General features: G+C 63.4%; 15 protein-coding genes. 6 read left to right on the forward strand and 9 right to left on the reverse strand.

Going from position 1 to position 16,352, the window contains the following annotated elements; translation table 11 throughout:
- Positions 1 to 106 precede the first annotated feature (106 nt).
- Positions 107 to 1,129, reverse strand: coding sequence for a quinone-dependent dihydroorotate dehydrogenase (locus K4A76_RS16200; protein WP_110679425.1), 1,023 nt, complete (start codon positions 1,127 to 1,129; stop codon positions 107 to 109).
- A gap of 158 nt (positions 1,130 to 1,287) precedes the next feature.
- Between K4A76_RS16200 and K4A76_RS16205 the strand changes: the two genes are divergently transcribed.
- The 5 genes from K4A76_RS16205 to cobA all read left to right on the forward strand — a co-directional run bounded on the left by K4A76_RS16205 (position 1,288) and on the right by cobA (position 6,940).
- Complete coding sequence (locus K4A76_RS16205) at positions 1,288 to 2,502, forward strand: CmpA/NrtA family ABC transporter substrate-binding protein (RefSeq protein WP_274410695.1); 1,215 nt, start codon at positions 1,288 to 1,290, stop codon at positions 2,500 to 2,502.
- A 12-nt stretch (positions 2,503 to 2,514) separates the two neighbouring features.
- The gene (locus K4A76_RS16210; protein WP_009684013.1) at positions 2,515 to 3,090 is read left to right on the forward strand and encodes an ANTAR domain-containing response regulator; all 576 of its coding nucleotides are present in this window, start codon (positions 2,515 to 2,517) and stop codon (positions 3,088 to 3,090) included.
- A 190-nt stretch (positions 3,091 to 3,280) separates the two neighbouring features.
- Entirely contained in the window at positions 3,281 to 4,492 is a 1,212-nt protein-coding gene (locus K4A76_RS16215) for a nitrate/nitrite transporter (RefSeq protein WP_029887899.1), read from the forward strand.
- A gap of 9 nt (positions 4,493 to 4,501) precedes the next feature.
- Positions 4,502 to 6,172, forward strand: coding sequence for a bifunctional protein-serine/threonine kinase/phosphatase (locus tag K4A76_RS16220; RefSeq protein WP_054913133.1), 1,671 nt, complete (start codon positions 4,502 to 4,504; stop codon positions 6,170 to 6,172).
- A 27-nt stretch (positions 6,173 to 6,199) separates the two neighbouring features.
- Positions 6,200 to 6,940 (forward strand): uroporphyrinogen-III C-methyltransferase, encoded by a 741-nt coding sequence (gene cobA, locus K4A76_RS16225; protein ID WP_274410696.1) that lies wholly within the window; start codon positions 6,200 to 6,202, stop codon positions 6,938 to 6,940.
- An 81-nt stretch (positions 6,941 to 7,021) separates the two neighbouring features.
- Here the strand turns inward: cobA and K4A76_RS16230 are convergent, their stop codons facing one another.
- The 8 genes from K4A76_RS16230 to ppsA all read right to left on the reverse strand — a co-directional run bounded on the left by K4A76_RS16230 (position 7,022) and on the right by ppsA (position 15,264).
- Positions 7,022 to 8,059 carry an OmpA family protein gene (locus tag K4A76_RS16230; protein WP_009684019.1) on the reverse strand — a complete coding sequence of 346 codons (1,038 nt, stop codon included), beginning with the start codon at positions 8,057 to 8,059 and terminating at the stop codon, positions 7,022 to 7,024.
- Between the two features lie 111 nt (positions 8,060 to 8,170).
- Positions 8,171 to 8,737, reverse strand: a complete 567-nt coding sequence (sigX, locus tag K4A76_RS16235) for an RNA polymerase sigma factor SigX (protein WP_003248665.1) — start codon at positions 8,735 to 8,737, stop codon at positions 8,171 to 8,173.
- A 113-nt stretch (positions 8,738 to 8,850) separates the two neighbouring features.
- Positions 8,851 to 9,675, reverse strand: coding sequence for a mechanosensitive ion channel family protein (locus tag K4A76_RS16240; RefSeq protein ID WP_029888071.1), 825 nt, complete (start codon positions 9,673 to 9,675; stop codon positions 8,851 to 8,853).
- Positions 9,676 to 9,677: 2 nt separating this feature from the next.
- On the reverse strand, positions 9,678 to 9,950 hold the full coding sequence (locus tag K4A76_RS16245; protein WP_009684021.1) for a hypothetical protein: 273 nt from the start codon (positions 9,948 to 9,950) through the stop codon (positions 9,678 to 9,680).
- Between the two features lie 112 nt (positions 9,951 to 10,062).
- Positions 10,063 to 11,058, reverse strand: coding sequence for a zinc transporter ZntB (locus K4A76_RS16250; RefSeq protein ID WP_274410697.1), 996 nt, complete (start codon positions 11,056 to 11,058; stop codon positions 10,063 to 10,065).
- A gap of 27 nt (positions 11,059 to 11,085) precedes the next feature.
- Complete coding sequence (rraA, locus tag K4A76_RS16255) at positions 11,086 to 11,577, reverse strand: ribonuclease E activity regulator RraA (protein ID WP_009684023.1); 492 nt, start codon at positions 11,575 to 11,577, stop codon at positions 11,086 to 11,088.
- A 217-nt stretch (positions 11,578 to 11,794) separates the two neighbouring features.
- Entirely contained in the window at positions 11,795 to 12,787 is a 993-nt protein-coding gene (locus K4A76_RS16260; RefSeq protein ID WP_029887869.1) for an alpha/beta fold hydrolase, read from the reverse strand.
- Positions 12,788 to 12,888: 101 nt separating this feature from the next.
- Positions 12,889 to 15,264, reverse strand: coding sequence for a phosphoenolpyruvate synthase (gene ppsA, locus K4A76_RS16265; RefSeq protein WP_274410698.1), 2,376 nt, complete (start codon positions 15,262 to 15,264; stop codon positions 12,889 to 12,891).
- 191 nt (positions 15,265 to 15,455) lie between these two features.
- On the opposite strand from ppsA, the gene ppsR reads away from it, so the two are divergent.
- Positions 15,456 to 16,274: a posphoenolpyruvate synthetase regulatory kinase/phosphorylase PpsR gene (gene ppsR / locus K4A76_RS16270; RefSeq protein WP_012271263.1), complete on the forward strand. Its 819-nt coding sequence runs from the start codon at positions 15,456 to 15,458 to the stop codon at positions 16,272 to 16,274.
- Positions 16,275 to 16,352: the final 78 nt, after the last annotated feature.

The raw sequence follows: 16,352 nt of genomic DNA on the forward strand, positions 1-16,352 counted from the left end.
TCGAGGATACTGAATTCGATTTACATGCACGCCCCAGTCGGGCGGCGGGCGTAGGCCCAGGGGCCCCTTCAAGGGGCCCTTTTTAATGGGCTGGCAAAGCGCCAAACTAGCGCGGCATCGCCGCGATCGCATCCACCGCTTCGCGAATCAGTGCCGGCCCCTTGTAAATGAAGCCCGAATAGATCTGCACCAGGCTCGCCCCAGCAGCGATCTTCTCGGCAGCGTGGCGCCCTTCGGTGATGCCACCGGCGGCAATGATCGGCAACTTGCCACCCAGTTCGCCCGCCAGCACCTTGACGATATGGGTGCTCTTCTCCAGCACCGGCGCGCCTGACAGGCCACCTGCCTCGCCCCCATACGGCAGCGCTTCGACACCCTCACGGCCCAGCGTGGTGTTGGTGGCAATCACCGCATCCATGCCCGACTCCATCAATGCAGCCGCCACCAGGGCGGTTTCTTCGTCGCTCATGTCCGGGGCGATCTTGATCGCCAGCGGCACGCGCTTGCCATGTGCAGCAGCCAGCTGCTCACGGCGCTCGGCCAGGGCATCGAGCAGTTGCTTGAGCGAATCGCCGAACTGCAGGCTGCGCAGGCCCGGGGTGTTCGGCGAACTGACGTTGACCGTGATATAGCTGGCAGCGGTGTACACCTTGTCCAGGCAGATCAGGTAGTCGTCGACCGCGCGCTCGACCGGGGTGTCGAAGTTCTTGCCGATGTTGATACCCAGCACACCGCTGTAGCGCGACGCACGAACACGACCCAGCAGGTGATCGACCCCCAGGTTGTTGAAGCCCATGCGGTTGATGATGGCGGTGGCTTGCGGCAGGCGGAACAGCCGAGGCTTGGGGTTGCCCGGCTGCGGGCGCGGCGTGACGGTGCCGATTTCGACGAAACCGAAGCCCAACTGGGCAAAGCCGTCGATGGCCGCGCCATTCTTGTCCAGGCCGGCGGCCAGGCCGACCGGGTTGGCGAAGTTCAAGCCCATGACCGAAACCGGCAACGCCGCCGGTTGCTTGCACAGCATGCCGTTTAGGCCAAGACGGCCACCGGCACCGATCAGGTCCAGGGACAGGTCGTGGGAAGTTTCCGGGGAAAGCTTGAACAGCAGCTGGCGGGCCAGGGTATACATGGGCGGGCAAGGCTCAGGGTGAGTGAGGGGGCGATTATAGCCAGCGCGGCGCCGGCATGACAGCACATCGTGGGGCCATGGGGCGAGGTGGTCGCGTAAATGGCACATCGGTTGCACCCCAACTGCCCACAGCCTTATCAGTATGGGCGAGGAACCTTGTGAACACCGCACCCCGAGCAACGCCCCTGGCCTGGGTCAACGGCAGCGACGCGCCGGAGAAACCCAGCCTCAACATCGGTTTCATGGGCCTCACCGACTGCGCCTCGGTCGTGGTCGCCGCCACCCAGGGCTTCGCCCAGCAGCACGGCCTGACCCTCAACCTCAAGCGCCAGGGCTCGTGGGCCGGCCTGCGGGACAAACTGGTCAGTGGCGAACTGGACGCCGCGCACTGCCTGTATGGGCTGGTCTACGCCGTGCACCTGGGTATCGGTGGCGTGCCGGGCAGCGACATGGCCGTGCTCATGGGGCTGAACCAGAACGCCCAGGCCATCAACCTGTCCCCAACCCTGCAACGCAAAGGCGTGACCAACCCTGAGGCACTGGCGCGGCTGGTGCACCAACATGGCCCACGGCTGACCTTCGCCCAGACCTTCCCCACGGGCACTCACGCCATGTGGCTGTATTACTGGCTGGCCAGCCAGGGCATCCACCCATTGCGTGACGTCGACAGCGTAGTCGTACCGCCTGCGCAGATGGCCGCACACATCCAGGCCGGGCGCATCGACGGCTTCTGCGTCGGCGAGCCGTGGGCCGCCGACGCGGTAGCCAAAGGCCAGGGCTTTACCCTGGCCACCAGCCAGTCGATCTGGCCCGACCACCCGGAAAAGGTCCTGGCCTGTGCCCGGGCCTTCGCCGAACAATACCCCAACAGCGCGCGCGCATTGATCAAGGCGATCCTCGCTGCCAGCCGGTTCATCGAGCAAAACCCGGACAACCGCCGCAGCGCCGCGCAACTGCTCAGTGGCAGCGCCTACCTGGACACCGCGCTGGCCAGCATCGAGCCACGCCTGCTCGGCCACTATCAGGACGGCCTGGGCAACCACTGGCAAGACCCGCACGCCCTGCGCCTGTTCGACCAGGGCCGAGCCAACTTTCCATACCTGTCCGACGGAATGTGGTTCATGACCCAGTTTCGCCGCTGGGGCCTGCTGCGCGAAGACCCGGATTACCTCCAGGTCGCGGGCCAGGTCCAGCACCTGGCGCTGTACACCGAGGCCGCCCAGAGCCTGGGCGTGGCATGCCCGGCGCACCCCATGCGCAGCAGCCTGCTGATAGACGGTAGCCGCTGGGACGGCAGCGACCCCTACGGCTATGCCCGTAGCTTCAGCCTGCATGCGTTGGGCGAGCTGCCCGACGCCCAGGTTGGCAGGTAAGGGGGGACGACCATGCTGCGCATCCTGCTGATCGACGACACCCAGAGCAAACTAGGCCGCCTCAAGGCCGCTTTGACCGAGGCCGGCTTCGACGTCACCGAAGCCCCAGGCCTGACCATCGACCTGCCCGCCTGCGTCGAAACGGTGCGCCCGGACGTGGTGCTGATCGATACCGATTCACCGGACCGCGATGTGATGGAGCATGTGGTGCTGGTCAGCCGTGACCAACCCCGACCGATCGTGCTGTTCACTGACGAACACGACCCCGGGGTGATGCGCCAGGCGATCCAGGCAGGGGTCAGTGCCTATATCGTGGAAGGTATCCATGCGGCGCGGTTGCAGCCGATTCTGGACGTGGCCATGGCTCGCTTCGAAAGCGACCAGGCCCTGCGCGCCCAGTTGCTGGCGCGCGACCAGCAACTGGCCGAACGCAAGCGTATCGAGCAAGCCAAGGGCCTGCTGATGAAAATGAAAGACTGCAACGAAGAACAGGCCTACACCCTGATGCGCCGCCAGGCCATGAGCCGCCAACAGAAGCTGATCCAGGTGGCCGAGCAGATCATCGCCATGCACGAGATGCTCGGCTGAGGGGGCCGGTGCACTGCCTGGCCCCCCTGACCAGGCACAGTTGGCCCATCTCTTGCTCAACAAAACGCACCGGTAACCAACGGCGGTTGCCCCACTTAAATTCCGACAAAGACGTCGCTCGCCCCTCCACAGCCGTGGAGCGGGTGGCGGCGTCTTTTTCGTTCCGTTGCATGACCGAGTGAGGTGTTCGATGAGTACCAGCTTCTGGAAATCCGGGCATGTGCCCACGCTGTTCGCCGCGTTCCTGTACTTCGACCTCAGCTTCATGGTCTGGTACCTGCTGGGCCCGCTGGCGGTGCAGATTGCCGCCGACCTGCAATTGAGCGCACAACAGCGGGGCTTGATGGTGGCGGTGCCGATCCTGGCCGGGGCCATCCTGCGCTTTGCCATGGGCGTGCTGGTGGACCGCCTGTCGCCCAAGACCGCCGGGCTGATCGGCCAGGTAGTGGTCATCGTCGCGCTGGCCGCTGCCTGGCGCCTGGGCGTGCACAGCTATGAACAGGCACTGCTGCTGGGCGTGTTCCTCGGTTTTGCCGGCGCCTCGTTCGCCGTGTCGCTGCCACTGGCTTCGCAGTGGTACCCGCCACAGCATCAAGGCAAGGCCATGGGCATCGCCGGGGCCGGCAACTCGGGCACGGTGTTCGCGGCCCTGCTCGCCCCGGCACTGGCAGCCGGCTTTGGCTGGAACAATGTCTTCGGCTTTGCATTGCTGCCACTGTCGCTGGCGCTGGTGGTCTTCGCCTTGCTGGCACGTAACGCCCCACAACGGCCCAAGCCCAAAGCCATGGCCGACTACCTCAAGGCACTGGGCGACCGCGACAGCTGGTGGTTCATGTTCTTCTACAGCGTCACGTTCGGTGGTTTCATCGGCCTGGCCAGCGCGCTGCCCGGCTACTTCAGCGATCAGTACGGCCTGAGCCCGGTCACCGCCGGCTACTACACGGCGGCCTGCGTGTTCGCCGGCAGCCTGATGCGCCCGCTTGGTGGCGCCCTGGCCGACCGCTTTGGCGGCATCCGCACGCTGCTGGGCATGTACAGCGTAGCGGCCGTCTGCATTGCTGCCGTCGGCTTCAACCTGCCCTCCGCGGCCGCCGCCCTGGCCCTGTTCGTCAGCGCCATGCTCGGCCTGGGTGCCGGCAATGGCGCAGTGTTCCAACTGGTGCCGCAACGTTTCCGCCAGGAAATCGGCGTGATGACCGGGCTGATCGGCATGGCCGGTGGTATGGGTGGCTTCCTGCTGGCGGCGGGGCTGGGCACCATCAAGCAGCACACTGGCGATTACCAACTGGGGTTGTGGCTGTTCGCCAGCCTGGGCCTGCTGGCCTGGTTCGGCCTGCACGGCGTGAAACAACGCTGGCGCACCACCTGGGGCTCGGCGGCCGTGACCGCAGCGCGGGTCTGAGGCACACCCATGAGCCTGCAACTGAGCTTTGCCCAGGCCAGCGCCACCGGGCCGCGCGCGGAAAACCAGGATGCCTTGCGCCTGGTCACCCCGGCGCCCGAACTGGCCGCCAGCAAGGGCTACCTGTTCGCCCTGGCCGACGGGGTCAGCCAATGTGCCGACGGCGGCCTTGCCGCGCGGGCCAGCCTGCAGGCGCTGGCCCTGGACTACTACGCCACGCCGGCCACCTGGGGCGTGGCCCAGGCCCTCGACCGCCTGCTGCTGGCACAGAACCGCTGGCTGCGCGCCCAAGGGAATGGCCAGCCGTTGCTGACCACCCTCAGCGCACTGGTGCTGCGTGGGCGGCGCTTCACCCTGGCCCACGTAGGCGACTGCCGGGTGTATCGCTGGCACGCCGGCCAGCTGCAGTGCCTGAGCGAAGACCATGTCTGGGACCAGCCCGGCATGCAGCATGTACTCAAACGCGCGCTGGGCCTGGACCAGCATCTGCTGGTGGATTACCTGGAAGGCGAATTGCAGCCGGGTGAATGTTATCTGCTGGTCAGCGACGGTGTGTGGGCCAGCCTGGGCGACCAGCACATCCAGGCGGTGCTGCGCGAGCAACCCGACCTGCAGCTGGCCGTGGACACGTTGGTTGCCAGCGCCCACCTCAACGGTAGCCAGGATAACGCCAGCGCCATGCTGGTGCAGGTCGAACAACCGGGCACGGCGAACCTTGGCGACACCTTGGCCCAACTGCAGCACTGGCCCGTGCCCGAGCCGTTACGGGCAGGCCAGTCGATCGATGGCTGGCAGGTCGAACAACTGCGCGCACACAGCCGTCAGTCCCTGTTGTACCGGGTGCGCGATGGCCAGGGCCAGGCGTGGCTGCTCAAGACCTTGCCGCCCGAGCGGCGGCAGGAGCCTGGTGCGGCGCAGGGCCTGCTGCTCGAAGAATGGTTCATGCGAAGGGTCGCCGGCCGGCACTTTCCCGAGCTGCACGCCTGCAGCCAGCGCCAGCAGTTGTACTACGTGATGCGCGAATACCCGGGCCAGAGCCTGGCCGCACTGCTGGCCGAAAATGGCCCACTGCCGTTGGCCCAGTGGCTGGAGCTCGCCCGGCAGTTGCTACAGGCGGTAGGGGTGCTGCACCGGCGCAACCTGCTGCACCGCGACATCAAGCCCGACAACCTGCACCTGGGCTGCGATGGCCAGTTGCGCCTGCTGGACTTCGGCCTGGCGTACTGCCCCGGGCTCTGCGAAGACCCGCAACATGCCTTGCCCGGCACCCCGTCCTACATCGCCCCGGAAGCCTTCGACGGCCAGCCGCCCAGCCCCCGCCAGGACCTGTATGCCGCAGGCGTGACGCTGTATCACCTGCTGACCGGGCACTACCCGTATGGGGAAGTGGAAGCTTTTCAGCGGCCACGCTTCGGCCAACCGGTCAACCCGGCGCGCTACCGGCCCGACCTGCCGGAGTGGCTGCAGCACAACCTGCAGCAGGCCGTGGCCGCCGACCCGGCGCAGCGCTTCGAAACCGCCGAACACTGGTTGCTGCTGCTCGAACGGGGCGACCGCCAGGAATTGCCCGGCCGCCCGCGGCCATTGCTGGAGCGCGAGCCACTGAAAGTCTGGCGCACCCTGGCCGTGCTGTCGTTACTGATCAACCTGATATTGCTGCTCACCCTGCTCAAGGGCTGAATGCACCTTGCCAATGAGGAAACACGAATGAATGCAAAAGTGTGGCTGGTTGGCGCCGGCCCGGGTGACCCGGAACTGCTCACCCTCAAGGCTGTACGCGCCTTGCAGGAAGCGGCAGTGGTGATGATCGATGACCTGGTCAACCCGGCAGTGCTGGCGCATTGCCCGCAGGCGCGGGTTATTGCAGTGGGCAAGCGTGGCGGCTGCCGCTCGACGCCGCAGGCGTTCATCCAGCGCCTGATGTTGCGCCACGCCCGCCAAGGGCGCTGTGTGGTGCGGCTCAAGGGTGGCGACCCGTGCATTTTCGGCCGCGGCGGCGAGGAAGCCCTGTGGCTGCAGGGGCATGGTATCGAGGTGGAGATTGTCAACGGCATCACCGCAGGCCTGGCAGGCGCCACGCAGTGCGGTATTTCCCTGACCTCGCGGGGCGTCAGCCGCGGGGTAACGCTGGTGACCGCGCATACCCAGGATGACAGCGCACTGAACTGGGCAGCATTGGCCCAGGCTGGCACCACGTTGGTGGTGTACATGGGCGTGGCCCGGCTGGAGCAGGTCCGCCAAGGGTTGCTGGACGGGGGGATGCCACCCTGCATGCCGGTGGCCATGATCGAGAATGCCTCGCTGCCCGAGCAACGCGAGTGCAGGAGCGATGTGCAGGGGATGGTCGAGGATGCGCGTGGGTTCGCCTTGCGTAGCCCGGCGATCCTGGTGATTGGCGAGGTGGTTGGGACGCAGGTGGTTCAGCAGTGGGTGGCCGCTACCGGCTGACAGCCACGGCCCGCCGGCCGGTAAAACCCAGCCAAAGAAAAACCCGGCCGAGGCCGGGTTTTTCGTGAAGCTTCAAACCAATTACTTGGCCTGGGCTTCTACCTGAGCTTCAACGCGACGGTTGATAGCACGGCCTTCTTCGGTGGCGTTGTCAGCAACCGGACGGGTTTCGCCGTAGCCAACCGAGTCAACACGGCTGGATTCTACGCCGTACTGCTGGGTCAGGACTTGCTTGACAGCGTTGGCACGACGCTCGGACAGCTTCTGGTTGTAAGCGTCTGGACCCACGGAGTCAGTGTGACCTTCAACCACGGTGGTGGTTTGTGGGTACTGCTTCATGAAGTCAGCCAGGTTCTTGATGTCGCCGTAGCTGTTTGGCTTGACGACCGACTTGTCGAAGTCGAACTTCACGTCCAGCTCAACACGAACGACTTCGGCAACAGCCGGGCAGCCGTCGGCGTCAACGGTAACGTTGGCCGGGGTGTCTGGGCACTTGTCGACGTTGTCGCACACGCCGTCGTTGTCGGAGTCGGAGCAAACTTCAGCAACAGGTGCTGGAGCAGGGGCTGCGGTTTGCTTCGGGCTACCGCCGAAGTTCAGACCAACACCAACGCTTGGGGCCCACTCGGTGTCGCCCTGGTCGATGTTGTACTGGGCTTCAACGCCAGCACGGGCGTAGAACATGTCGGTGATGTACCACTTGGCACCGGCGCCAACGTTGGCGAAGGTGGAGTGGTCACGACCGCCACGGCCGGTCTGGCCCAGCGACTGGTGCGAGAAACCAGCGGAAACGTACGGACGGATAGCGTCGTACGGGTTGTTGAAGTGGTAAACGGCGTCCAGGGCGGTGTTCGAGCCCTTGATGTTCTTGCCGTCATCGCCACGAGCATTGTGCACTTCGTCGTAGCCCAGACGCAGTTCAACGTCGTCGGTCAGGAAGTAACCGATCGAACCGCCGAACAGGTTGCCGTCGTTCTTGAAGTCGCGCTGGCTGTCGAAGAATTCTTTCTTGTAGAAGATTTCAGTCTCGACCGCGCCTTGACCTTGTGCCATAGCGCCAATCGAGGTGGCGGCTACGAGCGAACCAATGGCCAAGCCCAAGGTGTTTTTCAATTTCATCCGTTAAATCCCCATCTGGTGATAGTTAAGCAGTCCCACCATAAACAAGGGGGACAACTCGACGGCAAGTCTAGCAGAACTCGCCGATTCGTTAGAGATATTTGCAGACGACTAAGTTTCATCGAGGCCCGCAAATTTCTCACGAAGCTTGTCTAGCGCACGCTTGTATCGCATCTTGGTCGCGCTCAGGCCCATGTGCATGATGTCGGCGATCTCCTGGAACTCCAGCTCTGCGACAAAACGCAGCACCAGGATCTCGCGGTCGATCGGGTTCACATGCACCAGCCACTTGTCCAGCCCGCCTTTTTCTTCCGGCTTCGGTGCCTTGTCCTCGGACGCCTCTTCAACAGGGTCCAGGCTCAGGGCATCCATCAACCGGCGTTTGCGGCGCTCCTTGCGGTACTGGGTAATGCACTCGTTGTAGGTGATGCTGTAGAGCCAGGTCTTGAACTTGGATTTACCCTCGAAGTTCTTCAGGCCATACAGCACCTTCAGCATCACTTCCTGACAGACATCGTCCGCGTCACGGTCGTTCCCTAAATAACGTGCACAAACGTTGAACAGGGTCCGCTGGTAGCGCCGCATGAGCTCCTCATAGGCGCGGGTGACGTGGTACAGCTCCTCATGCGAACGCGCCACCAACTCTTCGTCGGTGAGCTCGCGAGGGTCATAACGCATGGGCGGCGTAGGAACTTTATTCAAAACGGATCTGGCCGACAGTCAGGTCAATGTCGCCGCGCGACCCCGTGGGTCGAATTTCGCGGCGGCATACATTAACAGCTTTCACGCGGTTAGCGGCTATTGACTCGCTGTTCCAGCAGCTCGCGATTGGACAACGACACCAGCTCCCCCTCATCGGTCAGCAGGGTGGTTTTCACCGTGCCGATTTCCTCGATGAGCCCTTCGACCTCTCCAATCCGCACCTGCTGGCCTACCTGGTACAACTCGCGAACATAAATGCCGGCCAGAATCTGCCCGGCAATTTCGCGGCTGCCCAGGCCCATGGCCAGGGCAACCGCCAGACCAACGGTAATCAGGCCGATGACGATCACATGGTTGAGCAGGTCGGTTTTCACCTCCAGCTGGCTGATGGCCACCGAAATGCTGATGATGATGACCAGCCCTTGCGCGATACGCCCCAGGCCAGCCGAATACTCCAGGCCAATGCCTTCTGCAGCACCGCGCACCAGGCCATTGGCCACCTGTGCCAGCAGCACGCCGGCCAGCAACACCAGGGCCCCGCCGAACACCTTCGGCAAGTACAGGGCAAGCATGTCGAGGGTCGCCGAAACCCGCTCCAGGCCCAGCGATTCAGCGGCGGAAACCAGGAAGATGAGCAGAACGAACCAGTAGACGATCTTGCCGATGAGGGTGGAAATGGGCACTTGTATGCCGACCCGGCCCAGCATTTTGGTCAGGCCGGTACCGGCCATGAGGCGGTCCAGGCCGAATTTGGCCAGCAGTTTGGACAGCAGTGTATCGAGCAGCTTGGCTACCACGAAACCGAGCAGCACCACGACCAGTGCGCCGAACAGGTTAGGGATGAAGTTCGCCACTTTGGTCCAAAGGGCGGTCATCGCGGTGACCAGGCTCTGGGTCCAGAGATCGAGTTCCATATTCAATCGGCCTTATCTGCTTTGCTGCCAGTGGCAGCGTTGCGGGAAGTGTGTCGACGCACCGGCGCGACATGCGCCGAGCCATTGTTCACGGCGATCAGCAGCGCCTGGCTCCAGCGGCCAAGCAAGCTGAACAGATCACCCGCACCGACCTGGCGGTTGGCGGTTTTCAGCACGCGGCCCAAGCAGGCAGCGTCATCCCGGTCGTCCCGGTCGTTGCCGGAGGGTGACGCCTTGAGCAGGTCGCGCAGGGATTCTTCAAACGGATCGTGCATGTGCACCTCGCGCAGTGTCAGCTAGAGACGAGATGGCCCGGCGATGGGTCACACATCCGATTGGCACGAATGTTTCGAATGGTGTGATGTTCGCCTGCAGCCCACCCACGCGTCATACCCACCGCAACCGGCGGAACAACCACCACTGCCCCACCGCCAGCCCCAGCACCACAATGCAGGCGAACAGGAAGCCGTAGGGGTTTTGCGCCCCCGGAATGCCACCGACATTGATGCCCAGCAGCCCGGTGATGAAGCTCATCGGCAGAAAGATGCAGGTGATGATGCCAAAGCGGTACATGGTGCGGTTCATCCGCTCGCTACGGCGCCGGTCTTCGCTCTCCAGCACCAGCGCGGCGCGCTCGCGGGTCAGCTCCAGCTCCTCCAGGTAGCGGATCAGGCTGTTGTTAAGCTCGTTCCAGTAATCGGCATCGGCATAGGCGAACCAGCCCCATTTACTGCGTGACAACTGGGCATAGATTTCCCGTTGCGGGGCCAGGAACCGGCGCAACCCGGCGGCCCGCCGACGGATCTGCTGCAGGCTGCCCTGTTCGGGGGTATACCGTTCGTCGGATTCGACCTTTTCTTCTTCCAGGTCGACCAGTTCGGCGAGGTCACTGACCAGGCCCTGCACCTTTTCGGTCAGCAGTTCCCCCATCAGCAGCAGCAGTTCGGATGCGGATGTGGGCCCCCTGCCCTGTTCCAGTAGCTGGAGTACTTCGTCGCTGGCGCGCAGGGGCCGCAAGCGCAGCGAGATGACCCGCTGCGCCTCGGCGAAAATGCGCACCGAGACCATGTCTTCCGGCTCGGCACCCGGGTTCAGGTTGACCCCACGCAAGAACAGCAGCAGCTGTTCATCGGCCATGGGCAGCAAGCGCGGGCGAGTGTTTTCCTCCAGCAGCAGCTCGCAGGCGAACTCGCTGAGGCCGCTTTCATGCAGCAGCCAGGTACGGGTTTGCGGGTGGCTGCGGTCCCAGTGCAGCCACAGGCTCTGCTGGGGCTGCAATTGCAGGTCGGCCAGTTCGGTACGGGCAATCGGGCGCGCGCCGCCTTTGCCATCGAGCACCAGGGCGTGCACCAGCCCCCACTGCGCGTTGTCTTCCTCGAACATCAAAGCTCCATCAGCGCGTGCGGCGCATCACTCCGGCATTTTCAGCGGGCTTGGCGACACCAGCACGCCATTGTTGTCGGCGTACACATACTCGCCCGGGCGGAACGTCACGCCGGCGAAGGTCACTGCCACGTTGAGGTCGCCGATGCCGCGCTTGTCGGTCTTCATAGGGTGGCTGGCCAGCGCCTGCACGCCGACGTCGGTCTGGATCAATACATCGACGTCGCGTACGCAGCCGTAGATCAACAAGCCTTCCCAGCCGTTTCTGGCAGCCTTCTCGGCAAGCATATCCCCCAGCAATGCCCGACGCAGTGACCCACCGCCATCGACTACCAGCACCTTGCCTTTGCCATCGAGTTCGACCTGCTCCTTGACCAGCGAGTTGTCCTCGAAGCACTTGATGGTGACGATCTGGCCGCCAAACGAATCGCGGCCACCGAAGTTGCTGAACATCGGTTCCAGCACCTGAACCAGGTCCGGGTAGGCGTCACACAGGTCGGGCGTTACGTAATGCTGCATGGGAAGCTCCTGTCAGTCACAACGAAAGCGGGTATCGGCCAAGGCTACACCGTAGAGCCCATTGCAGTCATCCGGGACCAAGCAGTCAGTTGGGTTTTGCCTGTGCTGACCTCTTCGCGGGCATGCCCGCTCCCACAGGTTCACACAGGGCTGAATGCTGTGAGGTCCTTGTGGGAGCGGGCGCGCCCGCGAAGAGGCCAGCACAGGCGACGCAAACTCAGCTGACCGGCACAGGCTCTGCAACCACTGTGGACGCATGCACCGGCAACAGCGGGTTACGCAGCCAGCGCTCCACCAGCGGCCACACCTGCACCTGCGCAGCCTTGCTCACCAGCATGTCGACATGCCCGAAGGCTTCAAAACCTTCTTCACGCCCCAGCCGCAGGAACTGCTTGCGCTCGCCCCCCACCTGCTCGAACAGCTTGCGGCAGGCCCACACCGGGTCCTGGAAGTCGCCGGCGCCGGCCACTGCCAACAGCGGCACATCAACCTCAGCCAGCCCTGCCCACCAATCCTGCTTCTTGTCGCCAAAACGCCCGAACAAGCCATGCCAGCGCAGGCTTTCCAGGGCCAGCCCCAGGGGTTCGTCCTCTGGCCCACGCTTGAAGCGCGGCCCGGAAATCTGCCCCCAGCGCTTGAGCAGCCACTTCGCGCCCCAGGCCACTGGCGGGACTTTCAACGGCCAGTACACACGGCTGACCTGTGTGCCGAACAGTGCCACGCTCGCGACCTGGTCGGCGGTCAGAAAACCGCCACCCAAGGCTGCCACCAAGGTTGTTCCACCCAGTGAGTGGCCCACCCAGTGCGGCGCCTGGCCGGCTTTTTCGCGCACGAAGGCGTTGATGGTTGGCAGGTCGTCACGGGCGTAGCCGGCTACGCTGTTGTGTCGCCAGGCTGCATTGCGTGGCGACAGGCCGTGGCCACGCATTTCCGGGATCCATACGTCGAAACCGGCACGTGCCAGATAGGCCCCCAGGCCGATGCCCTTGGGCGAATACCAGAAACGCCGGTTGGAAAAACTGCCATGCAGCAGAATCACCGGCACGCCCTGGGCGTGCTCCTGGTCTGCCAGCCCCAGGCGGGTAACGGCCAATTCCACACTGGGATCAGGGCTGTTGCCGGCCTTGATCCGGTACACGTCTTCACTGAGGTCGCCGCGGCGCTCGGCACTGAGCAAGGCCACGGGAAATAAACGGCTACTGCTTTGCATAAGGTTGCTTGGTGCACAAAAAAGGGCGGGATCCATTGCTGGAACTCGCCCTGGAAAAAACCAGGCGGGGGCACGCCAGACGCCCCCCGCGTTTTATTGCGTCAGGCTGCGCCCTGGCCTTCGGCGAGGAAGAACCAGGTTTCGAGTACCGAGTCGGGGTTCAGCGACACGCTTTCGATGCCCTGCTCCATCAGCCACTTGGCCAGGTCCGGGTGGTCCGAAGGGCCCTGGCCGCAGATGCCGATGTACTTGCCAGCCTTGTTGCACGCGGCAATGGCGTTGGCCAGCAGCTTCTTCACGGCCGGGTTACGCTCGTCGAACAGGTGGGCAATGATGCCCGAGTCACGGTCCAGGCCCAGGGTAAGCTGGGTCAGGTCGTTGGAGCCGATCGAGAAGCCGTCGAAGTACTCCAGGAATTCCTCGGCGAGAATGGCGTTGGACGGCAGCTCGCACATCATGATCACGCGCAGGCCGTTGTCGCCACGGGCCAGGCCGTTTTCTGCCAGCAGGTCGACGACCTGGCTGGCCTCGCCCAGGGTACGCACGAAGGGCACCATGATTTCAACGTTGGTCAGGCCCATCTCGTTGCGCACGCGCTTGAGCGCGCGGCACTCGAGTTCGAAGCAGTCACGGAACGACTCGCTGATGTAGCGCGAGGCACCGCGGAAGCCCAGCATCGGGTTCTCTTCTTCCGGCTCGTACAGCTTGCCGCCGATCAGGTTGGCGTACTCGTTGGACTTGAAGTCCGACAGGCGCACGATGACCTTTTTCGGGTAGAAGGCCGCGGCCAGGGTGCTGATGCCCTCGACCAGTTTCTCGACGTAGAAGCCGACCGGGTCGTCGTAGCCGGCAATGCGCTTGTCGACGCTGTCCTTGAGGTCGGCAGGCAGGCCTGCGTAGTTCAGCAGTGCCTTGGGGTGCACGCCGATCATGCGGTTGATGATGAATTCCAGGCGCGCCAGGCCCACGCCTGCGTTGGGCAACTGGGCAAAATCGAAGGCCCGGTCCGGGTTGCCGACGTTCATCATGATCTTGAACGGCAGCTCGGGCATGGCATCGACCGAGTTCTGCTTGACGTCAAAGCCCAGTTCACCCTCGAAGATGAAGCCGGTGTCGCCTTCGGCGCAGGAAACCGTGACGCCCTGGCCGTCTTTGAGCACCTGGGTGGCGTTGCCGCAACCGACCACGGCCGGAATACCCAGCTCACGGGCAATGATCGCCGCGTGGCAGGTACGGCCGCCGCGGTTGGTGACAATGGCGCTGGCGCGCTTCATTACCGGTTCCCAGTCCGGGTCGGTCATGTCGGAAACCAGCACGTCGCCCGGCTGCACCTTGTCCATTTCCGATACATCGTGGATCACGCGGACCTTGCCGGCGCCGATGCGCTGGCCGATGGCACGGCCTTCGACCAGTACCGTGCCCTTTTCCTTCAGCAGGTAGCGCTCCATGACATTGGCGCTGGAGCGGCTTTTCACGGTTTCAGGGCGGGCCTGGACAATGTACAGCTTGCCGTCGTCACCGTCCTTGGCCCATTCGATGTCCATCGGGCGCTGGTAGTGCTGCTCGATGATCATCGCCTGCTTGGCCAGTTCGCTGACCTCGGCGTCGCTCAGGCAGAAGCGCGCACGTTCGGCGCGGTCGACTTCCACGGTTTTCACCGAACGGCCGGCCTTGGCTTCGTCGCCATAGACCATCTTGATCGCCTTGCTGCCCAGGTTGCGGCGCAGGATAGCCGGGCGGCCAGCCTGCAGGGTGTTCTTGTGCACGTAGAATTCGTCAGGGTTGACCGCACCCTGTACCACGGTTTCACCCAGGCCATAGGCGCCGGTGATGAACACCACGTCGCGGAAGCCCGATTCGGTATCGAGGGTGAACATGACACCGGCGGTGCCGGTTTCGGAACGAACCATGCGCTGCACACCGGCAGACAGGGCGACCAGTTTGTGATCGAAGCCCTGGTGCACGCGGTAGGCAATGGCACGGTCGTTGAACAGCGAAGCGAACACTTCCTTGGCCGCGCGGATCACGTTGTCCACGCCGCGGATGTTGAGGAACGTTTCCTGCTGGCCGGCGAACGAGGCGTCCGGCAAGTCTTCAGCAGTGGCAGAGGAGCGCACGGCAACGGCCATGTTGTCGTTGCCAGCGGCCATTTCGGCAAACGCCGTACGGATTTCCGAATCCAGACGCGCCGGGAAGTCGGCTTCCATGACCCACTGGCGGATCTGCGCGCCGGTCTTGGTCAGGGCGTTGATGTCATCCACGTCGAGGGCGTCGAGCGCCGCATGGATTCGGTCGTTGAGGCCACTCTGCTCGAGAAAATCGCGGTACGCCTGCGCCGTAGTGGCAAAGCCGCCCGGCACCGATACACCAGCACCGGCAAGGTTGCTGATCATCTCGCCCAGGGATGCGTTCTTGCCCCCCACATGCTCCACATCATGGACGCCGAGCTTATCGAGGGAAACTACGTACTCTACCAAGGTGATCTCTCCACTAACTGTGTTGGAAAAGCTCAAAGGGCGCCCGCCTGTCCGCTATGACTTGGCCGGGCGTTTGTGGCCTGTACCTGGAAAATAGGCTTTGCAAATGTGGCAGAATGTCGACAGCCGCATTCGGCAAACCGAACTTATCATATCCAAGAATCTTCATCAGCTTAAGGCCCAGGTCGCAAATGAAACGAACCGCGTTCTTCATCTCCGATGGCACCGGTATCACAGCCGAAACCCTGGGCCAGAGTCTGCTCGCGCAATTCGAGAGCATCCCGTTCAACAAATTCACCCGGCCGTACATCGATTCGCCCGACAAGGCGCGGACCATGGTCCAGCAGATCAATGCCGCGGCCGAGCGTGACGGGGTGCGCCCGATCATCTTCGACACCATCGTCAACCAGGACATACGTGAGATCCTGGCCACGTCGAATGGCTTCATGATCGACATCTTTTCGTCGTTTTTATCCCCTCTTGAGCAGGAATTGACCGCCCATTCGTCGTATTCCGTGGGTAAGTCCCATTCGATCGGCGGCAATTCCAACTACATGGAACGCATCGAGGCGGTGAACTTCGCCCTGGACAACGACGACGGCGCGCGCACGCACTACTACGACAAGGCCGACCTGATCCTGGTGGGTGTGTCGCGCTGCGGCAAGACCCCAACCTGCCTGTACATGGCCATGCAGTTTGGCATCAGGGCCGCCAACTACCCCCTGACCGAAGACGACATGGAACGCCTGCAGTTGCCGGCAGTGCTGAAAAAGCACCACAACAAGCTGTTCGGCCTGACCATCGACCCTGACCGCCTCACGGCCATCCGCCACGAGCGCAAGCCCAACAGTCGTTACTCAAGCTTTGCCCAGTGCGAGTTCGAGGTGCGCGAGGTGGAGAGTTTGTTCCGCCGGGAGAACATTCCCAACATCAATTCCACGCATTTTTCGGTGGAAGAGATTTCGGCGAAGATCCTGGTGGAGAAAGGCGTGGAGCGGCGGTTCAAGTAAACCTGCACCGGCCGCTTCGCGGGTAAACCCGCTCCTACAGGTATTGCACAGACCCGAAGGCTTGTGGGGTACCTGTAG

The sequence above is a fragment of the Pseudomonas sp. NEEL19 genome, assembly GCF_028751975.1.
Classification (GTDB): domain Bacteria; phylum Pseudomonadota; class Gammaproteobacteria; order Pseudomonadales; family Pseudomonadaceae; genus Aquipseudomonas; species Aquipseudomonas juntendi.